Below are 15,726 nucleotides of genomic sequence, written 5' to 3'. Positions count from 1 at the left end.
GTTACCAGGCTCCCAACTCTACCCTGCCATACGTTGGTGAGTTGAGAGGGGTGAGGTCAATCACTCAAAACTTCAGAAAGCACCGGCAGTGATTTGATATCCCCTAGTTGGTCAACATGCAACTGAAAGTACCGCACCAGCAGGTACAGGAGCTCCCTCCGTACCCTTCCGTTCTGGATATGGGCTTGCAGCCCTTGTTGCAGCACCTCCTGCAGGTAGGGTTCCAGTTGCTGAAGCTGCATCACATTTGCCCCCAATAACTTCGCCCCGCCCGCATCAAAGGCAACCTGGCTAATCATATCTTCGGCAGAGGACACCCCAAACCCTAGATAACCGGCCAACTGCAGCAAGAAGACAATGTGAAAATTCTCAAAGCCTTGCCCAGCCTCATCAAAAGCCAGGATAGACTCATGCAGAAATGAAAACAGCGGCCGGTTCACTTCCTCTTCCTGCACTGTTTTAGCCACTATCTCAGAAAGAAACAACAAAACACTGCTCTTTCTAATGTCAAAGGCCACCGACCTGAAAGGATGGCTGCATTTGTATTCTGAAATACGGGTAAGTCCGCCGCGCGCAGAGGGATAGACCACCATGTCTAACAACGTGAACGGCTGAAACAAAGCAATACGGGAAGCAGTCCCCTTCTTACGCACGCTATTCACAATGTAGCTTTGCAGCCCCAGCTCCTCAGTATAGATGCGCACAATAATGGAGGATTCGCGGTACTTTATATAATTCAGGACAATGCCCCTGGTCTTTACCAGCATAATATTTGGGGTAATAAAACCAATACGTAACGGCCAGGAGCATGTTAGCCCTCAGGCACTCTGAGAGGTATAGCGGGAATAGCCTTGCCACAGGAAGGATACAGACTTACACCAAGCCAACTGCAGGAGCTATTGAATCACCACCTTGGTCACACAGGTTTGCCCGCCATCTGATGAGGCAGCCATGACCAGGTAGACGCCCGGTTTTGCTTTTCTGCCCTTGTAATCCAAGCCATTCCAGGCGAAAGTCCCGCCCGCAGGCTTTCCCTCATAAACCAGCACGCCCGCTATGTCTGTGATCTTTACCCAACCATTATCTGGTACGCCAGAAATACCAATACTTCCCGTAAAACCTATCCGCACAGGATTGGGGAACACCTGTAAACAGTTGTCTTTCAGGGTTTCTGTCTTAGTGGCGGTTCCGCGGTAAATGGCAACCCCACCTTCAGTACCCACCAGCACCTCACCGGTGGCATGGTTAATGGAAATACCAATGATTTTGTCTGACGGCAAGGGGCTGTTCCTGGTAGTAAAGTTAGAGATAAGCTCCTCCCCTGTCTCGTTGAACAGCCACAGCCCTGTATCAGTGCCTATCCATTTGCGGTTACCGCCATCAACGGCTATGCTCCTGATGATCTGCCCCTGCAGCAGCGGTCTACGTTCATAAATTGGCAGATAAGCGCCTGCGTAGGCGGCCGTAAAAAGATCTGCTGAACTGGTAAACACCGCTACCCCGTTGCCGGTCCCCACCCAGACGTCACCATTCTGGTCCAGGGCCAGGCTAAACACCTGCGCACTTGGCAAACCACCGGTCCCTCCGGAACCAATATACTTGTAGTCTCCGGTAACATCATCATACACCACTAACCCGGCACCGCTGGCGTTGGTACTGGTGGTTACCCACTTATACCCCATGTCATCTACCAGAATCTTATCCAGGTTACTGCCCAACCCAAAGCCTCTTAAGGTGTGAGCAGTCCAGGTGCCGTCAGGTTTTAGCTCAAAAATACCGGGGCTGTTAGGCTGCTGGTTCCGGTTGACTAACCACAGGCTCCCGGCCGGGTCAACCGCCAGCCCGGTAACTCTTATATACTCACGGTCTTGGGGGTAGAGGGAACTAAGCAGCGGGCTGTTGGCATTGTTGTACAGCGTCACCTCATCGCCGTTCCACTCCAGCAGCCCCAGGCCGTAGGCGGCAATATAGAATTTGCCCGTAACGGGGTTTCTGATGGCGGCCACCAGATCCCGCAGGTTCCTTGGAATCTGTTGCGAGATGTTTCCGCTGTAATTTTTCCACTGCCCGTTCTGCAACTGATAAAAGCCGGTCATAGAGCCGCGCTGCAAGTAAGCCTGGCTGTACCCGCCGCCCAATACGGTAAAGGCAGTTGGCTCAGCATAGACCCCAAACACCTCTACATAAGCCGGACCGTTGGGCATAAAAGCTTCTATGGCACTGGCTGAAACACGTACCAACCCGTTCTGGTAACTGGCCGCCCATTGGCCGCCCTCCCTGGCCGGAATGGCCATGCGAAGATCCTGAAGCAATGGGTCAGCCTTCACCGTGACCTGCCCTGCGGCAGTCACCTCAACCACCTCACGGGTACTGGCAATGACCAACCTGCGGCCGTTTGACTCCATTGACTGGAATTGGTTGTCTGAGGTTGAAAAGGAGGCTTTGCACCAGACCACGCCGTTAAACCGGTAAACGCCTCTTTCATTCACGCCCACGTAGACACTTCCGCCCAAGGCGGCTATAGTCTTGCTGCCACTCGCCCCCACACCAGAGGGCAGCCCCTGCGCCGGGCCAAACCTCCGCCAGCTTTTATAGTCCAATAGATTGGTACTGGAAAGCCTTGCCCCCATGACGCCCCTGGAGGTGGTGATGTACAGGCTGTCATTGAGCACCGCAGAAGAGAACACTTCTACCAGCTCCCCCTGCTCGCCCAGATTGCTGTAGGTGTCTTTGATCTCCAGTTTCACCAGATCCAGCACCACCAGCCCGAAAGAGGTTGCCAAATAGGCTTTCTTCTCATGGGTAGACAGGTGGTGAATCACCTTCACCCCGGGCATTGATTTTCTGAGAAGCTCGGTCAGGTTCACCACCTTGCCTTCTCTGACCAGATCCAGGTTGGTGTTCTCATAAGCCACAATCAACGTAGCCGTTACTGAATCATATTTAACCGTGCTCAGGTTCACATCACTGAAGCCGTCATTCCTGGAAAGCACCTGCAACGCGTTGCCTGCTTTGACCAGCCTGAAAAAACCATCTTCAGTGGCACAATATATGGCATTGGGGGTTTCAGCTATGGCCTTGGCCCTGTTATGAGGCACATGCACTTGCCAGCCGCCTAACGGCAGCCCGGTTGACTGGGCAACCGCCCAGAAGCTCCCCAACAGGCAGGCGAGCGTAAAGACGAATCTTGAAAAAGAGGTAGCCATCATAGGCAAAGATACAGAGAGCCTCTGCGTTTTAGATCTACTTTTTAAAAACCAAGCCAGAAACGGCAAAGGGTGTAGTTACATTTGTCTTATGCGCGGCAAATTGGCAAGGAGCAAAACCTGCCTTTGTCCTTTTCTCCCGCCACAGCGCGGCTATGCTGCCCCAAAGTGCTGCAGAAGCACCTTTCGCGGCAAATTTTTGCCTGCCCCTCCAAAAGCTTATTAAGCGCTAATGCAGTACCAGCATAGAACAGATACCGGTTACCATAATCCCTTTGCAGAGCCAGCTCAGTTGCGTGAACTCCCGCTTCCGGTCTGCATAATACAGCTGTCTCAACAACACTACCGTTGGCAACACCACCCCCACAAACAAATACATGGCAAACAGAGGTTCGTGCCAGCGCTCTGTGATTACATAAAGCGTAAACAGCAGAAATATTGCCAGCAGCAGGTAGAGCACCCACTTTGTTTTTGGGATTCCCAGCACAATGGGAAGGGTACGGCACCGGAAGGAGGCGTCTCCCTGCACGTCTTCCATGTCTTTGATGATCTCACGTATCAAGGATATCAGAAAAGAAAACACCCCGTACGCCCACACCGCCAGCGTGGCCTTGTCTGCCTGCAGCGGCACCACCAGCACCATGGCCGCCGACAGCAGCGCAATGGTGGCGTTGCCCAGAAAGGGGCGTTTCTTGAACTGGGCAGAGTAGCCCCACAACAACATTGCCGCCCCAAACATGACCACGCCCACCCGCACGCCCAGTAAAATACCCAGGAATACCCCTGCCGCCGATAGATAGAGGTGTATCATCATGGCCTTTCTGCGGGAAAGCCCCTTGCCTACCACAATACGGTCTGGCTTGTTAATGCGGTCTATCTTCAGGTCATAGTAGTCATTGATGATATAGCCCGCCGCTGCCACGCACAGGGTTGCCACCAGTAAGACCAGAAACGGCCAGGAAATTGCCTGATCCCACGTACGCTCCGGAAAAACCAGATACTGGCGCACCAGCAGCTGGGCCAGCAGCATGATCACTAGATTAGGAAACCGGATGAGGGAGAGAAAGTTCTTCACAAGCTGAGCGCGGTTGAACTTAAAGTTACGCGTTGTCCCGCACAAAACGAAAAAAGCCCCTGTGGCAGGGGCTTTTAGATGAGTTTACAAAATGAGTATGATGCGTAAAGGTGTTAGATTTTCTTCACGTTAACCGCGTTGATGCCTTTTTTACCTTCTTTGGTGTCGAACTCTACTTTGTCGTGCTGTTGGATCTGGATACCATTGAGGCCTGTAATGTGTACGAAGAAATCCTCATTGGTGCCTTCTTCTGTGATAAAGCCATAGCCTTTGCCTTCGTTGAAGAATTTAACAGTTCCTGTTTTCATAAAAATTTAAAAAATGAAATAGTGAATGATTCTGTAAATATATGATTATTATCCAAAAAGCAAACTTTCTTTACAATAATTAAAAAACAAGTATAAATACGGTTTTAACCACGCTACCAGCGTTTTTGCAGTTTCATCACCATTTCAATGACCTCGCGCACGGCACCCTTTCCGCCCTCTGCGGTGGCCACGTACTGACTGATGTCACAGATGTCTATGGCGGCGTCTGCGGGACAGGCAGAGATGCCGCAGTGCTGCATCACCTCCAGGTCTGGCATGTCATCACCCATGTAGAGCACCGCCTCCGGGTCAATGCCGTGGTAGTACAGGTAGTTCTGGAACACATCCAGCTTGTCTTCTGCACCCAGGTAGATGTCTTTGATGTCAAGTGACTCCAGGCGCTTGCGCACCCCCGGCTCGTTACGGCCAGAGATGATGGCCACCCGGTAGCCTTTTTTAAGCGCATGCCTGATGGCGTACCCGTCTTTGATGTTAAAAGCCCGCGCCTGCTCACCCGTTGAGAAGCACAGCAGGGTGCCGTCTGTCATGACGCCGTCCACGTCAAAGATAAAGGTGGTGATGTTTCTGAAGTCTGGAAGTGCTTGCATAGGTATGCTTCCGAAGGAATGGAAAGAAAAAATTCCTGTTTCTGGCCTGTTTTCTGAAAAACAGGCTGAAAACAGGAATTTAAACGTGATGTTTATTATTGGTTATCGCGCCACTCATACACCCACTTGGCCTGAATCTGCTCCAGATGCCCCTCATTGGCCTGCTCACGGGTACCTTCAAAATTTGGCAGGGATAAGACCCACTCCATCAGGTCAGTGAACCGGATGCGGTAGATTTTGCTTTCGCCAAACTCATCCCCAAACTTTTCATACAGCGCCATGGCAATGTCTTCATGGTCGCTCCACTTCATAGGGGGTTCATATAGATTACTCATATTCTCTTTCGTTAATAGTTGATAGTTGTTTGTTGGTAGTGCTGGGGGGAGTTCCTTCGCCTGAAAAACAAATCACGAACCTCCAATGCCTAACCACTACAGATTAATGCCCCAGGAAGTCCTGCTTGGGAATAGTGATGACCAGATCCTGGCCTCCCTGCACCACGCACTGGCAGGCCAGGCGCGAGTTGATTCTGGGGTTCACGGCACGGTCAATGAAATCCTCCTCGGCATCTGAGATCTCGGGCAGGTCATCCATGCCGCTTTCTACGTAGACATGGCACGTACTGCAGCCGCACACCCCGCCGCAGTTGTGCTGCAGCTGTATGCCATTGTTCAGGGCCACGTCCAGCACTGACTCGCCCTCTGCCCCCAAATGGGTCTCATCTGGCTTGCCGTCTACAAACTTATATGTAATAGTAACAACTTTCATGTCAGTATTCTTTAAAGGTGCAAAGGTAGGCATAGCCGCGCCCTAATCAAAACAGCCGGTTTCCCTAAGGGAACCGGGAAACAGGACCCAATCAGACACCCAAACCATCGCCTTCTCCCGCACCAGCTTTGCCGTTTTGGGGCTGTTTTCTGAAAAACAGCCCCAAAACAGAAAAAACACGCTTACTCCTACTTTACTGCGGCGGCGGCTAAGGGTTACCCACCGCCTTGCCCGCATCTGCTTTCTGGCCAGCTGTAGTTTGAATACTGGCGGTGAGGGCCTGGTAAAGCTGCTGGTACTGCGGCGTCTGCGCCAGCAAACGCAGATGGGCCTCCAGGGTGTCCTGGTCCCCGCGCTGGGCCGGCCCGGTCTGCACCTCAAAAGGGTTGAATTGAAACGCCTTGTGCATAGTTTCCTGCACCAATGGCTGCAGCAGGGTTACCGGCAGCGCCGCCTTCTGCAAAATTTCCTGCGCCACCCCCCACAGATGGTTGGTGAAATTACACGCAAACACTGCTGCCACATGCAGTTGCTTTCTCTCTGCCCCGGCCATTTTCACCACCTGCTGGCTCAGAGCCCGCCCCAGGTTCAGCAATTGGTTTTCTGCTGCGTCACAAGAAGCCTCCACACAGATGGGAATTCGCGCCCAATCTACCTCCTTCTCCTTACTGAACGTCTGCAGCGGGTAAAAAACACCCGTCTCTACACCTGTTAAAGTGCTGAGCGCCTCCCGCGGCAACGTACCTGACGTATGCGCCACCAGCGCCTCCGGCGGAAAAACGGCTTGTTGCAAGACTGGCTGAACCGCCTGGTCAGGCACCGCTATCAAATAGACATCGGCGGGAGCCGCGCTCAGGAAATCCAGGGAATCTGTGGCTGCCGCCGAAGGAAGAGCCTGTGTCAGTTCCTGGGCAGAGCCCAAGGTACGGCTGTACACCACCGTCACCTCTTCACCAGCCTTTACCAGCCCCTTTACCAGATGCGTGGCCACGTTCCCTGCGCCAATAATGCCTATTTTCATGCTTAATCCTGAATTTGAAACGGCGCTAAGATAACAGCTTCTGCGGCCTCTTGGCTTTAGTTGAGATGGAAGTTGCGTTTTCGGCCTGTTTTAGCCAAAACAGCTCATAAACGCATCTGCGGAGTTCCTTCTCCCCCTGGGAGAAGGGTAGGATGAGGGAAAATGCTGTTCAAGTTGTAGGTGCTGATATACATAAGCAAGCCTTTCGCCACAATTTACACTTGGCCCGGGTCTCCAGACTCATGCCGATGGATGGGCGGAGTCTCCAGACACCCGTTTATCTCCTTGTGGTTTCCGGCAAGTCCGGAGACTCGCTTCATCCCAAGTCACGAGACTTCAGTCTCGCGCCAGTTCTATTTCCAAATTCAAATTTTAGCAATCCATCCTCATCAACTGCTCAAAGACCTCGTAGCGTGCGCAGCTCCTACGTGCGTCTGCGCCAACTGCCCTTGTTTCATAGCCAGTATTGCTCCCTAGCCCTCCCCCCCCCGGGAGAGGGAATGCCGCTTTTGCGTTTTTGAGCTGTTTTGCCCAAAACAGGCCAAAAACGGAAAGCACAAAAAAAGACCCCGGAAGTAAACCTCCGAGGCCTTGTTTTATAAACTTAGAAGAAAGGTTAAACCAACTGTTTCTCGCGTTTAACGGCGGCTCCTTTTCCGGTTAGCGTTGACACAGGATTATTTTTTCCGTCTTTGTAATGCCGCACTATGGCCATCACAAACCCGAGGCTCATCACCAAGGTACCAATCCAGAGAATGCTGATGAACGGCTTCTCCATGGCTTTCAGAATGATGTAGTCTTTCTGGGTGGTATTCACGCCAATGGTAAACTCGCCGTTTTCAGGGTCAATGTTCATGAGCATGATACGGAGCCCCAGGTCCTCAATTTCTTCTGGAACGCGCCCCACCATCTTGTCTCTGATGGCATAGATGGGGTGCGCGTGGTAGGTGCGTTTCTCGCCCAACACCTGCATGTCTGCCTGCACCGCCACATCATTTGGCCCCAGGTTCAGCAGCAGGGTGTCTTTGGCTGGCTCAATGCCGTGCAGCACCGCCACGTAATCATTCACAAAGATGGTGTCGCCCATTTTGACCTTGTACTCCTTCAGCTCGCTCCACTCTTTCTCCTCTTCCGGGTCTGGGATGGTAGATACGTGGGTGTAGAGGTCTTTGGTGCCAAACATCTTGATATCTGGTGAGGCCAACAGCCCCATTTCAGGGTTTACCTGTGCCCGTGGGTATAACAAGAAGGCTTCCTTGGTCTCGCGGTTCTTATATTCTACCTGGTAATACGTGTTCTCCGGATAGATATTCACGGTGTCACCGGCTGTGTACACCACTTTGTCCCCGTCTTTCAGCGGACCGCGGGCAATGGCTTTGAATTCATCTGCGATCCTGAAAAGCTGCTGCTTGTTTACGTACTCCGGCAGGCCTTCTACTTCCAGATACTGCCCCTTGTAAGTTACCGTATACGGGCCCATGTCTGTGGGGGCGTTTCTCCAGAGCAGCACATTGTCCCGGTTGATTTCGTCACCAAATTCACGGGCATACACCATGCCTGACATGTTTTTGGAGATGATGTTAGAGTAGCCCGCTGAGAACAGAATCCCTAGCAGCATGAGCGCCACCCCAATGTGTGCCACCGCACCACCGGCAATGGAAACCCGCTTTCTGAGCACCCCAAACACAATAGACAGGTTGCTGAAGATGGCGTAAAGCGCGGTGATCAGCAACACAATGTATTTAGGCGTGTCAATTCTATCCAGTACCCCAAGCTTGCCCAGAAGCAGGATCAGGCTGGTGAACAGGAACGTGAGCATCAACGGCAGCATGAACACCTGAGACAGCTTCTCACCGGCGTTCTGCTTGCGCCACCAAAGCAGCTGCCCCGTACCAGACAGAATGGCAATGGCCACACCCAGCCACAGCTGCGCGTTGGTGTAGTGCTGAATCTGGTCTGCGGGCAGGGCCACGTTGGTTTTCACGCCAATGAAGCCCATGAATGAGTTGTACACCGGGATGGAGGTGGTAAACAGCACCTGGAAGGCTCCCAGACACAATACAGCGGCGCCAATGAACACCCAGAACTCCCCAGAATACGTAGCAATCTCTTTGTCTGTAGCCGGGATTTTCTTCCAACGGTACATCAATAAACCTATTGAGAGCACCAGGAATGCCGCCAAATAAGTGAACAGCTGGCCAGAAAGGCCAAGGTCTGTAAACGAGTGGACAGAGGCATTTCCTAAGATACCGCTACGCGTTAAGAAAGTAGCGTACAAGACTAACAGGAACGATGTGATGAACAGGATAAACGTAGCCCGCAGCGCGGTTCTGCTCTTGCGGTAGGCCAACAGCGTGTGAATAGCCCCCACCAGCACCAGCCATGGTATATATACCGCGTTCTCCACGGGGTCCCAGTTCCAGTAGCCGCCAAAGTTCAGGGTTTCATAGGCCCAGTAGGCCCCCATCATAATTCCAATACCCAGGACCACGGCGGCAAACAGCGCCCAAGGCAAGGCAGGCTTGGTCCAGGAAGAGAAGTCTTTGCGCCAAAGGCCAGCCATGGCAAATGCAAACGGCACCAGGGTAGCGGCAAAGCCTAAGAACAGCACCGGCGGGTGAATCACCATCCAGTAGTTCTGCAGGAGCGGGTTCAGACCGGTACCGTCTTTGGGAACAAAGTTGGGGTCCATCTGGAACACGGGCGCCTCTGTCATGAAGTCACGCATGAGAATGAACGGAGAGGAACCAATTTTCAGGTCACCAATCACCACGCCCAGGATCATAGACGTCAGGAACAGCTGCACAAACGAGAAAACCGCCATCACAGGCCCTTCCCACTTCTTCCCAAACCGGATCAGCACCAGCCCCAGCAGTGCGTGCCAGAAAATCCAGAGCAGGAATGAGCCCTCCTGGCCCTCCCAGAAACAGGAAATCATGTAATGCACCGGCAGGTGGTTAGACGAGTGGCTCCACGCGTAATGGTACTCATACCGGTGCTCGTAAATAATATTGAAAAGGCAGAACACAATGCCCAATACCGCCAGCACGTGCACATAGAAGGCGCCACGGGCCAACTTGCGCCAGGAGGCATGCTCTGCTGAAAGCTCAGCCGCGTTGGTAGAGAAGAAATACGCCAGGGAGGATACCAGCGCCGCCACAAAGGCGAGAATCACACTGTAGTGACCTAAATCACCTATCAAAGTATTAACCATTTGTAATAGTCTTGAGTTCTGAGTCTTGAGTTCTGAGTCAGATCACCCAAAACCAAAACGTTCCACTCTGTTTATTATTCAAGAAAAATGTTGAGTACAGAAGCATGGCCTGATTTTACTCAGGACTCAAAACTCACGACTCAGAACTTTTTTTACAGGCTTGCCGTCTCTACTTTCACCTCGTTCTCAGTGTACTTAGAAGGGCACTTCAGCAGGATCTTGTCTGCCACAAAGGTAGCGCCCTGCATGTTGCCGGTGATGACCACCTGCTCAGAGCGGTCAAAATCCTGCGGTTTGGGGCTGTAGTACACTACCTGCTGCTCTACCCTGTTGGTATCTACCAGCACAAAAGAGAAGTAGTTGGGGTCCAGCACCGGGTCATATTTCATTCCCACAATATGGCCTTTGGCATCTTTTTTCAAGCGGCCTACCACGTGCACCTTGGTGTTGTCGCCTTCCTGGGCGCGGGCTTTGGCCTCATTGAACGGAACATAGACACTGGCATCTGAGGCGGTGGACATGATAATGGCAATGGCCACGGCAATCACCAAAATCCCAATAATGTGTATTCTTTTCATCTTGTAATAAGTATGATGGCTTTCGCCGATGATGGAACAATGCTTCTTTACTTTTAAATCCGCTTTGCGCACCTATTTTTCTACCTAAGTAGAAATTCTTCTCCTGTTTTGGGGCTGTTTTTAGAAAAACAGCCCCAAAACAGAAATTATTGCTTTAACTGCCGCTCCAGGTTCCCAATCTTCTTATCCAGGCTGATCAGGTAGAACAGCACCCCCAGCAGCACCGTCACCAGCACCGCCACCACAATGTAGATTTTACCGTCACGGCGCATGACATCAGCCATTTCTGGGGAAGAGGCGTTTGGCGCCTGCGCGGAAAACTCTACCGTGTTGGTTTCCTGCGGCTGTGCCTGAGCAGGGGTTGAGAAAGCGGCCACCCACGTGAGGAGCAGCACCAGAATCCATTTATGCATTTTCATAGAACCGTTGCTTTAGTACTTCTAAGCGGGTGCGTAAGGTCACCACCCAAACCCCCAGCAGGGTCCAGCCTATCACGGCCGGATAAAACACGGCCCGAAGGCGGCTGTCCAGGTCATAGGAGTTGAAACCGGGGTTGCCGCCGTTGCCCGGGTGCAGCGAGTCTGTGAGGCGCGGCAAGATAAACAACAGCGGGATCAAGGCCGCAAAGGCAAACACATTGTACACGGCACTGATGCGCGCGCGCTGCTGGTGGTCCTGAAAAGAGCCCCGCAAAATGAGATAGGCGAAGTAGATCAGCAGCCCAATGGCAGAGGCGTTCTGCTTAGGGTCATTGCTCCAGAATTCGCCCCACGTGAAACGTGCCCACTCCATGCCGGTCACAATACCCAGCACGCCAAACAGAATGCCCACTTTGGCGGCCTCTACCGCCACAATATCATTCTTAAGCAGCGGGTTGCGCAGGTATTTAATAGAGTACACCACTGACACCAGCAAGATCAGGATCATGCCAAACCACATGGGCACGTGGAAGTACAGGTTCCGGATGGTTTCATTCAGAATGGCGAGGCGTGGCACCTCACTCAGCAACCCCACCACCACTGTGTACAGCAGCAAGGCAACGGTCAGCCATTTCCACCAGCTTAGTTTCATTCCTTTTCTATTTATTCAGAAGTCTATTTACAAGACTTTATTTCCAGTAAAACTACTTTCTGCCCTGTTGAACAGAGCGCCTCAGCCCCCTTCTCTACTCCTTACCAACGCACAACCTGGGCTTTGCTTGCCTTAGCTGCGCCACAAATATGGGAACAGAATGTAAGACACCGTCACCACAATCATATTGATGGCCAGCAGTACCAGCCCTTCGTCCAGGCTTAGAGACCGGTCCAGGCCGTCAATGGCGTTTTTAGACATCTTCATGAGCATGAGCAGCATGGGCACCATCACCGGAAAACTCAGTACCGCCATCAGTGTTCCTGTGTTGGCGGTTTTGGCCGCAATGCCTGAGATCATGGTCAGCGACGCGGCAAACCCCAGCGCGCCCAGCAGAATGGTGAGCAGAAACATGGGCACATCCTGCACCGGGTTCCCAATCACCACCGCATAAAACCCGAAGCACAACACCGCCAGCACCAGCATGAGTGCCGCATTGTACAGCATCTTGGCCACAATCACCCCCTGCGGACTCACCACACTATAATAATAGAGCAGCCGCCCGCGGCTTTCCTGCGCAAAGCCTTTGGCAATAGCGTTCACCGCTGTAAACAGCAGAATGATCCAGTACAGGGCGTTCCACACCGGCACCTCCAGGGCCCCAAACCGGAGGCTGAAACTCAAATAGCAGATGAACACCGTGCTGCCCACGTACAGGAGCATGCCGTTAAACGCATACTTCTGCCGCCACTCCAGCACAAAGTCTTTCTGCATTAAATATGTTACCTCTTTGAGCAGCACGGTCTAAATTTTGGGCAAAGGTACAACACAAATGATTGCAGGGAGATGATTTTACTCATGAATCAACATGACATGGGGCCGTTTTCGGCTTACTTTTAGGAAATCAGGCCAAAAACAGCTTTTAAAAGGCCACAGCCAAGGGGCAGGCAGGCTGTTAACATTCAGGTAATATTTCAGCTTTCAGCTTAACAATAGATTAATAACGGGTTAATCATGGGGTAAAGTGGTCGCTCTAGTTTTGCAGCGAGACTAAAAGTTACCAAATGAAATCGTTACTACTCACCCTCTCCCTTCTTCTCACCGCGGGCTTTACCTATGCCCAGCAAGGCACCCTGGCAGGGAAAGTTAAGGACAAAAAAACCGGCGAACCTATTATTGGGGCCGTTGTCTTTATCACAGGAACCGGAACGGCGGCAAACACAGACATTGACGGCAGCTTCAACTTAAAGACCCAGCCAGGCATGTATAAAATCACCGTTTCTTACGTTTCTTACAAGCAGGCCACCTATGAGAACATCAAAGTGGAGCCGGGCAAAACTACCACGGTAGATTTTGAGATAGAAGAAACGGCCAGCACCAGCCTCAATGCGGTGACCATTGTGGGCACCCGGCAGACGAACACAGACATTGCACTCATTAATGAGCTAAAGCAGAGTGAAGTAGTGGTAAGTGGGGTTTCTGGGGAGCAGATTGCCAAATCGCTTGACCGGGACGCCGCCGAGACCGTGAAACGGATTCCGGGCGTGACCATCATGAATGACCGCTACATTGTGATCAGGGGAATGAACGAGCGCTACAACACGGTGATGTTGAATGACGCCCTCACCCCAAGCACTGAACCAGACAGCCGCGCCTTCTCCTTTGATGTGTTACCTACCAGCGTGATTGACCGCATCTTGATCTACAAGAACGGGTCTCCTGAGCTTCCGGGCGATTTTGGGGGAGGGGTCATCAAGGTGTATACAAAAAACTTCGCAGATGAGAACACCACCAGTATTGGCATCTCTGCTTCTTACCGCGGCAATACCACCTTTGGCAACTTCCTTTCAGCGCCAGGCAGCAATACAGATTTCTTAGGCTTTGATAACGGTGACCGTGCCCTCCCTTCCAGCTTTCAAGGAAACATTAACCAGAAACAACCTGAGCAGTTAACTGAGATGGGCCGCCAGCTGCCGAACACCTGGACAGGAGACCCAGGCAAGGCGCTTCCAGACATGCGGTTTTCTGTAGGCATGACCCGTGTGCTGGATGTGAAAGATATCCGGTTCAGTAATGTGACTGCCATTTCTTACAGCAATACCCGCCTGTTCACCTCAGGAACCCGTGTCAAATATCTTGACTTTGATGAGTCTGCCGGGAAAAGCCCTTTAAACTTCATTTATATAGATGAGACCTCAACTCAAAACAGCCGCCTTGGCATTCTGCATAACTGGACTGCCCGTTTGAACAACCGCAACAGAATTGAATTCAGCAACTTATTCAACCAGCTGGGTTCTAATTCAATTCTTTACAGAAGAGGTTTTGAATACGCAAATGGGCTAGAGCAACAAAACTATGCTCTGCGGTATGAAAGCCGCTCCATCTATGCCGGCCAGCTGCAGGGAACCCATGAGATTAACAATTTGAAGACAACCGTTACCTGGATTGGCGGTTACTCTTATACAAACCGCAATGAGCCTGACTACCGCCGCCTGCGCACCCAGCGTGACATTGGCACAAATGACAAGTTTGCAGTAGCCTATAAGCAGACACCCTCCCTGGCAGATGCCGGCCGTTTCTACTCAGACTTGAATGAACATACCTATACCGCTTCTGCACAGATTGAGCATAAGTTCAACCCGGCTGACTCACTTTCAGAAAACGCCCCTAAAATCAGAGCAGGCTTCTATGTTGAGAAGAAAAACCGCGACTTTGACGCGCGCTTCCTTTCTTACCGGCCTTCTAACACCAACACGTTTGACAACAATCTCATTTACCTTCCATTAAATGAGGTGTTTGCTGAACAGAACATCAACCCTACCACTGGCTGGTCAATTGTAGAGGGCACAAACCCAACAGATTCTTACACGGCTTCTAATATGCTCATAGCCGGATACGTGGGGGGGGCAATGCCTATAACTGAGCAACTCTCAATTTCTGGAGGCGCCCGTCTGGAGTACAACAACCAAAACCTGGAAAGCCTTAACGCCCTCAGCAAAGTATATACGTTTGAAGACAAGGTATTACGGGTATTGCCGTCTGCCAACATGACCTTTGAGTTTAACAAACGGTCTATGCTACGGGCTGGCGCCAGCATTACCCTTAACCGCCCTCAATTCAGGGAGGTGGCCCCTTTCAGCTACTACAACTTCATTACTTTGTTTGAAGAGTCTGGGGCACCCTTGAAAACCTCCACCATTTATAATGCTGATCTGCGGTACGAGTTCTACCCATCACAGACAGAACTTTTATCAGTGGGTGTTTTTGGGAAGTACTTCATCAACCCTATTGAGAAATACTTTGAGGTCACCAACATGGGCAACTCGCTGACCTATACCAACACTCCCAGCGCCACTACTTACGGGGTTGAACTTGAGGCCCGCAAGTCTCTTACCGGCCTCACAGCCTCTCCTTTCTTAGACCGCTTTTCTATCCTGTTAAACGCTTCATTGATCAAAAGTGACGTGAAGCTTTCTGAAGAAGCTGCTGTTGGGCTAAAGAATACCTCCCGCCCCATGATGGGTCAGTCACCCTACGTGGTAAATGCGGGTCTGTATTATCAGGATTCAGACCGCCAGTTGCAAGTCAACCTCCTTTACAACGTGGTAGGCCAGCGTGTATGGGCTGTAGGCTCTTATGCCAACCCCACCATCTATGAAATGCCTCGCAACATTCTTGACCTCTCAGTAACCAAGGGCTTAGGAAAGCATTTTGAACTGAAGGCCGGTATTCAGGACATCCTGAACCAGAAGGTTCGCTTGATCCAGGATTCAAATGAAGATTCTAAGATCACAGGCATTGACGAGACTGTGCAAGACTTTAAGAGAGGCTCTTACTCTACCCTTGGCATCACTTACAAATTCTAACCACAATACCC

The 15,726-nt window shown here is 51.5% G+C and carries 14 protein-coding genes; 1 reads left to right on the top strand and 13 read right to left on the bottom strand.

Annotated features, from left to right (window positions below; genetic code table 11):
• Positions 1 to 56 precede the first annotated feature (56 nt).
• The 13 genes from recO to FHS90_RS06280 form a co-directional block, all read right to left on the bottom strand.
• Positions 57 to 767, bottom strand: a complete 711-nt coding sequence (gene recO, locus FHS90_RS06340; protein ID WP_066837907.1) for a DNA repair protein RecO — start codon at positions 765 to 767, stop codon at positions 57 to 59.
• 129 nt (positions 768 to 896) lie between these two features.
• Entirely contained in the window at positions 897 to 3,209 is a 2,313-nt protein-coding gene (porZ, locus tag FHS90_RS06335) for a type IX secretion system anionic LPS delivery protein PorZ (protein ID WP_182512401.1), read from the bottom strand.
• Positions 3,210 to 3,435: 226 nt separating this feature from the next.
• Positions 3,436 to 4,281, bottom strand: coding sequence for a geranylgeranylglycerol-phosphate geranylgeranyltransferase (locus FHS90_RS06330; protein WP_066837913.1), 846 nt, complete (start codon positions 4,279 to 4,281; stop codon positions 3,436 to 3,438).
• 113 nt (positions 4,282 to 4,394) lie between these two features.
• Positions 4,395 to 4,589, bottom strand: coding sequence for a cold-shock protein (locus tag FHS90_RS06325; protein WP_066837916.1), 195 nt, complete (start codon positions 4,587 to 4,589; stop codon positions 4,395 to 4,397).
• Between the two features lie 113 nt (positions 4,590 to 4,702).
• Complete coding sequence (locus FHS90_RS06320; protein ID WP_066837920.1) at positions 4,703 to 5,197, bottom strand: KdsC family phosphatase; 495 nt, start codon at positions 5,195 to 5,197, stop codon at positions 4,703 to 4,705.
• A gap of 95 nt (positions 5,198 to 5,292) precedes the next feature.
• On the bottom strand, positions 5,293 to 5,532 hold the full coding sequence (iscX, locus tag FHS90_RS06315; protein ID WP_066837922.1) for a Fe-S cluster assembly protein IscX: 240 nt from the start codon (positions 5,530 to 5,532) through the stop codon (positions 5,293 to 5,295).
• A 103-nt stretch (positions 5,533 to 5,635) separates the two neighbouring features.
• A complete protein-coding gene (locus tag FHS90_RS06310) occupies positions 5,636 to 5,965 on the bottom strand; it encodes a 2Fe-2S iron-sulfur cluster-binding protein (RefSeq protein ID WP_082893747.1) in 330 nt (109 codons plus the stop codon).
• A gap of 208 nt (positions 5,966 to 6,173) precedes the next feature.
• A complete protein-coding gene (locus FHS90_RS06305; protein ID WP_066837925.1) occupies positions 6,174 to 6,986 on the bottom strand; it encodes a Rossmann-like and DUF2520 domain-containing protein in 813 nt (270 codons plus the stop codon).
• A 616-nt stretch (positions 6,987 to 7,602) separates the two neighbouring features.
• Positions 7,603 to 10,200, bottom strand: coding sequence for a cytochrome c biogenesis protein CcsA (ccsA, locus tag FHS90_RS06300; RefSeq protein ID WP_066837929.1), 2,598 nt, complete (start codon positions 10,198 to 10,200; stop codon positions 7,603 to 7,605).
• Positions 10,201 to 10,352: 152 nt separating this feature from the next.
• Positions 10,353 to 10,778, bottom strand: a complete 426-nt coding sequence (locus tag FHS90_RS06295; RefSeq protein ID WP_066837948.1) for a cytochrome c maturation protein CcmE domain-containing protein — start codon at positions 10,776 to 10,778, stop codon at positions 10,353 to 10,355.
• A gap of 146 nt (positions 10,779 to 10,924) precedes the next feature.
• Positions 10,925 to 11,197 carry a CcmD family protein gene (locus tag FHS90_RS06290; protein ID WP_241499083.1) on the bottom strand — a complete coding sequence of 91 codons (273 nt, stop codon included), beginning with the start codon at positions 11,195 to 11,197 and terminating at the stop codon, positions 10,925 to 10,927.
• Positions 11,184 to 11,849 carry a cytochrome c biogenesis protein CcsA gene (ccsA, locus tag FHS90_RS06285; RefSeq protein ID WP_066837932.1) on the bottom strand — a complete coding sequence of 222 codons (666 nt, stop codon included), beginning with the start codon at positions 11,847 to 11,849 and terminating at the stop codon, positions 11,184 to 11,186. Before ccsA (FHS90_RS06285) ends, FHS90_RS06290 begins: the two co-directional genes overlap by 14 nt.
• Before the next feature lie 132 nt (positions 11,850 to 11,981).
• Positions 11,982 to 12,623, bottom strand: a complete 642-nt coding sequence (locus tag FHS90_RS06280; RefSeq protein ID WP_066837952.1) for a heme exporter protein CcmB — start codon at positions 12,621 to 12,623, stop codon at positions 11,982 to 11,984.
• A gap of 290 nt (positions 12,624 to 12,913) precedes the next feature.
• Between FHS90_RS06280 and FHS90_RS06275 the strand changes: the two genes are divergently transcribed.
• Complete coding sequence (locus tag FHS90_RS06275) at positions 12,914 to 15,715, top strand: TonB-dependent receptor (protein WP_182512400.1); 2,802 nt, start codon at positions 12,914 to 12,916, stop codon at positions 15,713 to 15,715.
• Positions 15,716 to 15,726 lie beyond the last annotated feature (11 nt).

Source organism: Rufibacter ruber, assembly GCF_014138425.1.
GTDB lineage: Bacteria > Bacteroidota > Bacteroidia > Cytophagales > Hymenobacteraceae > Nibribacter > Nibribacter ruber_C.
The sequence above is the reverse complement of the archived record's forward strand: the minus strand, read 5'-3'. Positions and strand labels throughout refer to the sequence as shown.

What these genes read in the sequence shown, in the direction of transcription:
- recO (WP_066837907.1), bottom strand. Translation starts at nt 767, where the DNA reads ATGCTGGTAAAGACCAGGGGCATTGTCCTGAATTATATAAAGTACCGC.
- porZ (WP_182512401.1), bottom strand. Translation starts at nt 3,209, where the DNA reads ATGATGGCTACCTCTTTTTCAAGATTCGTCTTTACGCTCGCCTGCCTG.
- FHS90_RS06325 (WP_066837916.1), bottom strand. Translation starts at nt 4,589, where the DNA reads ATGAAAACAGGAACTGTTAAATTCTTCAACGAAGGCAAAGGCTATGGC.
- FHS90_RS06320 (WP_066837920.1), bottom strand. Translation starts at nt 5,197, where the DNA reads ATGCAAGCACTTCCAGACTTCAGAAACATCACCACCTTTATCTTTGAC.
- iscX (WP_066837922.1), bottom strand. Translation starts at nt 5,532, where the DNA reads ATGAGTAATCTATATGAACCCCCTATGAAGTGGAGCGACCATGAAGAC.
- FHS90_RS06310 (WP_082893747.1), bottom strand. Translation starts at nt 5,965, where the DNA reads ATGAAAGTTGTTACTATTACATATAAGTTTGTAGACGGCAAGCCAGAT.
- FHS90_RS06305 (WP_066837925.1), bottom strand. Translation starts at nt 6,986, where the DNA reads ATGAAAATAGGCATTATTGGCGCAGGGAACGTGGCCACGCATCTGGTA.
- ccsA (WP_066837929.1), bottom strand. Translation starts at nt 10,200, where the DNA reads ATGGTTAATACTTTGATAGGTGATTTAGGTCACTACAGTGTGATTCTC.
- FHS90_RS06295 (WP_066837948.1), bottom strand. Translation starts at nt 10,778, where the DNA reads ATGAAAAGAATACACATTATTGGGATTTTGGTGATTGCCGTGGCCATT.
- FHS90_RS06290 (WP_241499083.1), bottom strand. Translation starts at nt 11,197, where the DNA reads ATGAAAATGCATAAATGGATTCTGGTGCTGCTCCTCACGTGGGTGGCC.
- ccsA (WP_066837932.1), bottom strand. Translation starts at nt 11,849, where the DNA reads ATGAAACTAAGCTGGTGGAAATGGCTGACCGTTGCCTTGCTGCTGTAC.
- FHS90_RS06280 (WP_066837952.1), bottom strand. Translation starts at nt 12,623, where the DNA reads ATGCAGAAAGACTTTGTGCTGGAGTGGCGGCAGAAGTATGCGTTTAAC.
- FHS90_RS06275 (WP_182512400.1), top strand. Translation starts at nt 12,914, where the DNA reads ATGAAATCGTTACTACTCACCCTCTCCCTTCTTCTCACCGCGGGCTTT.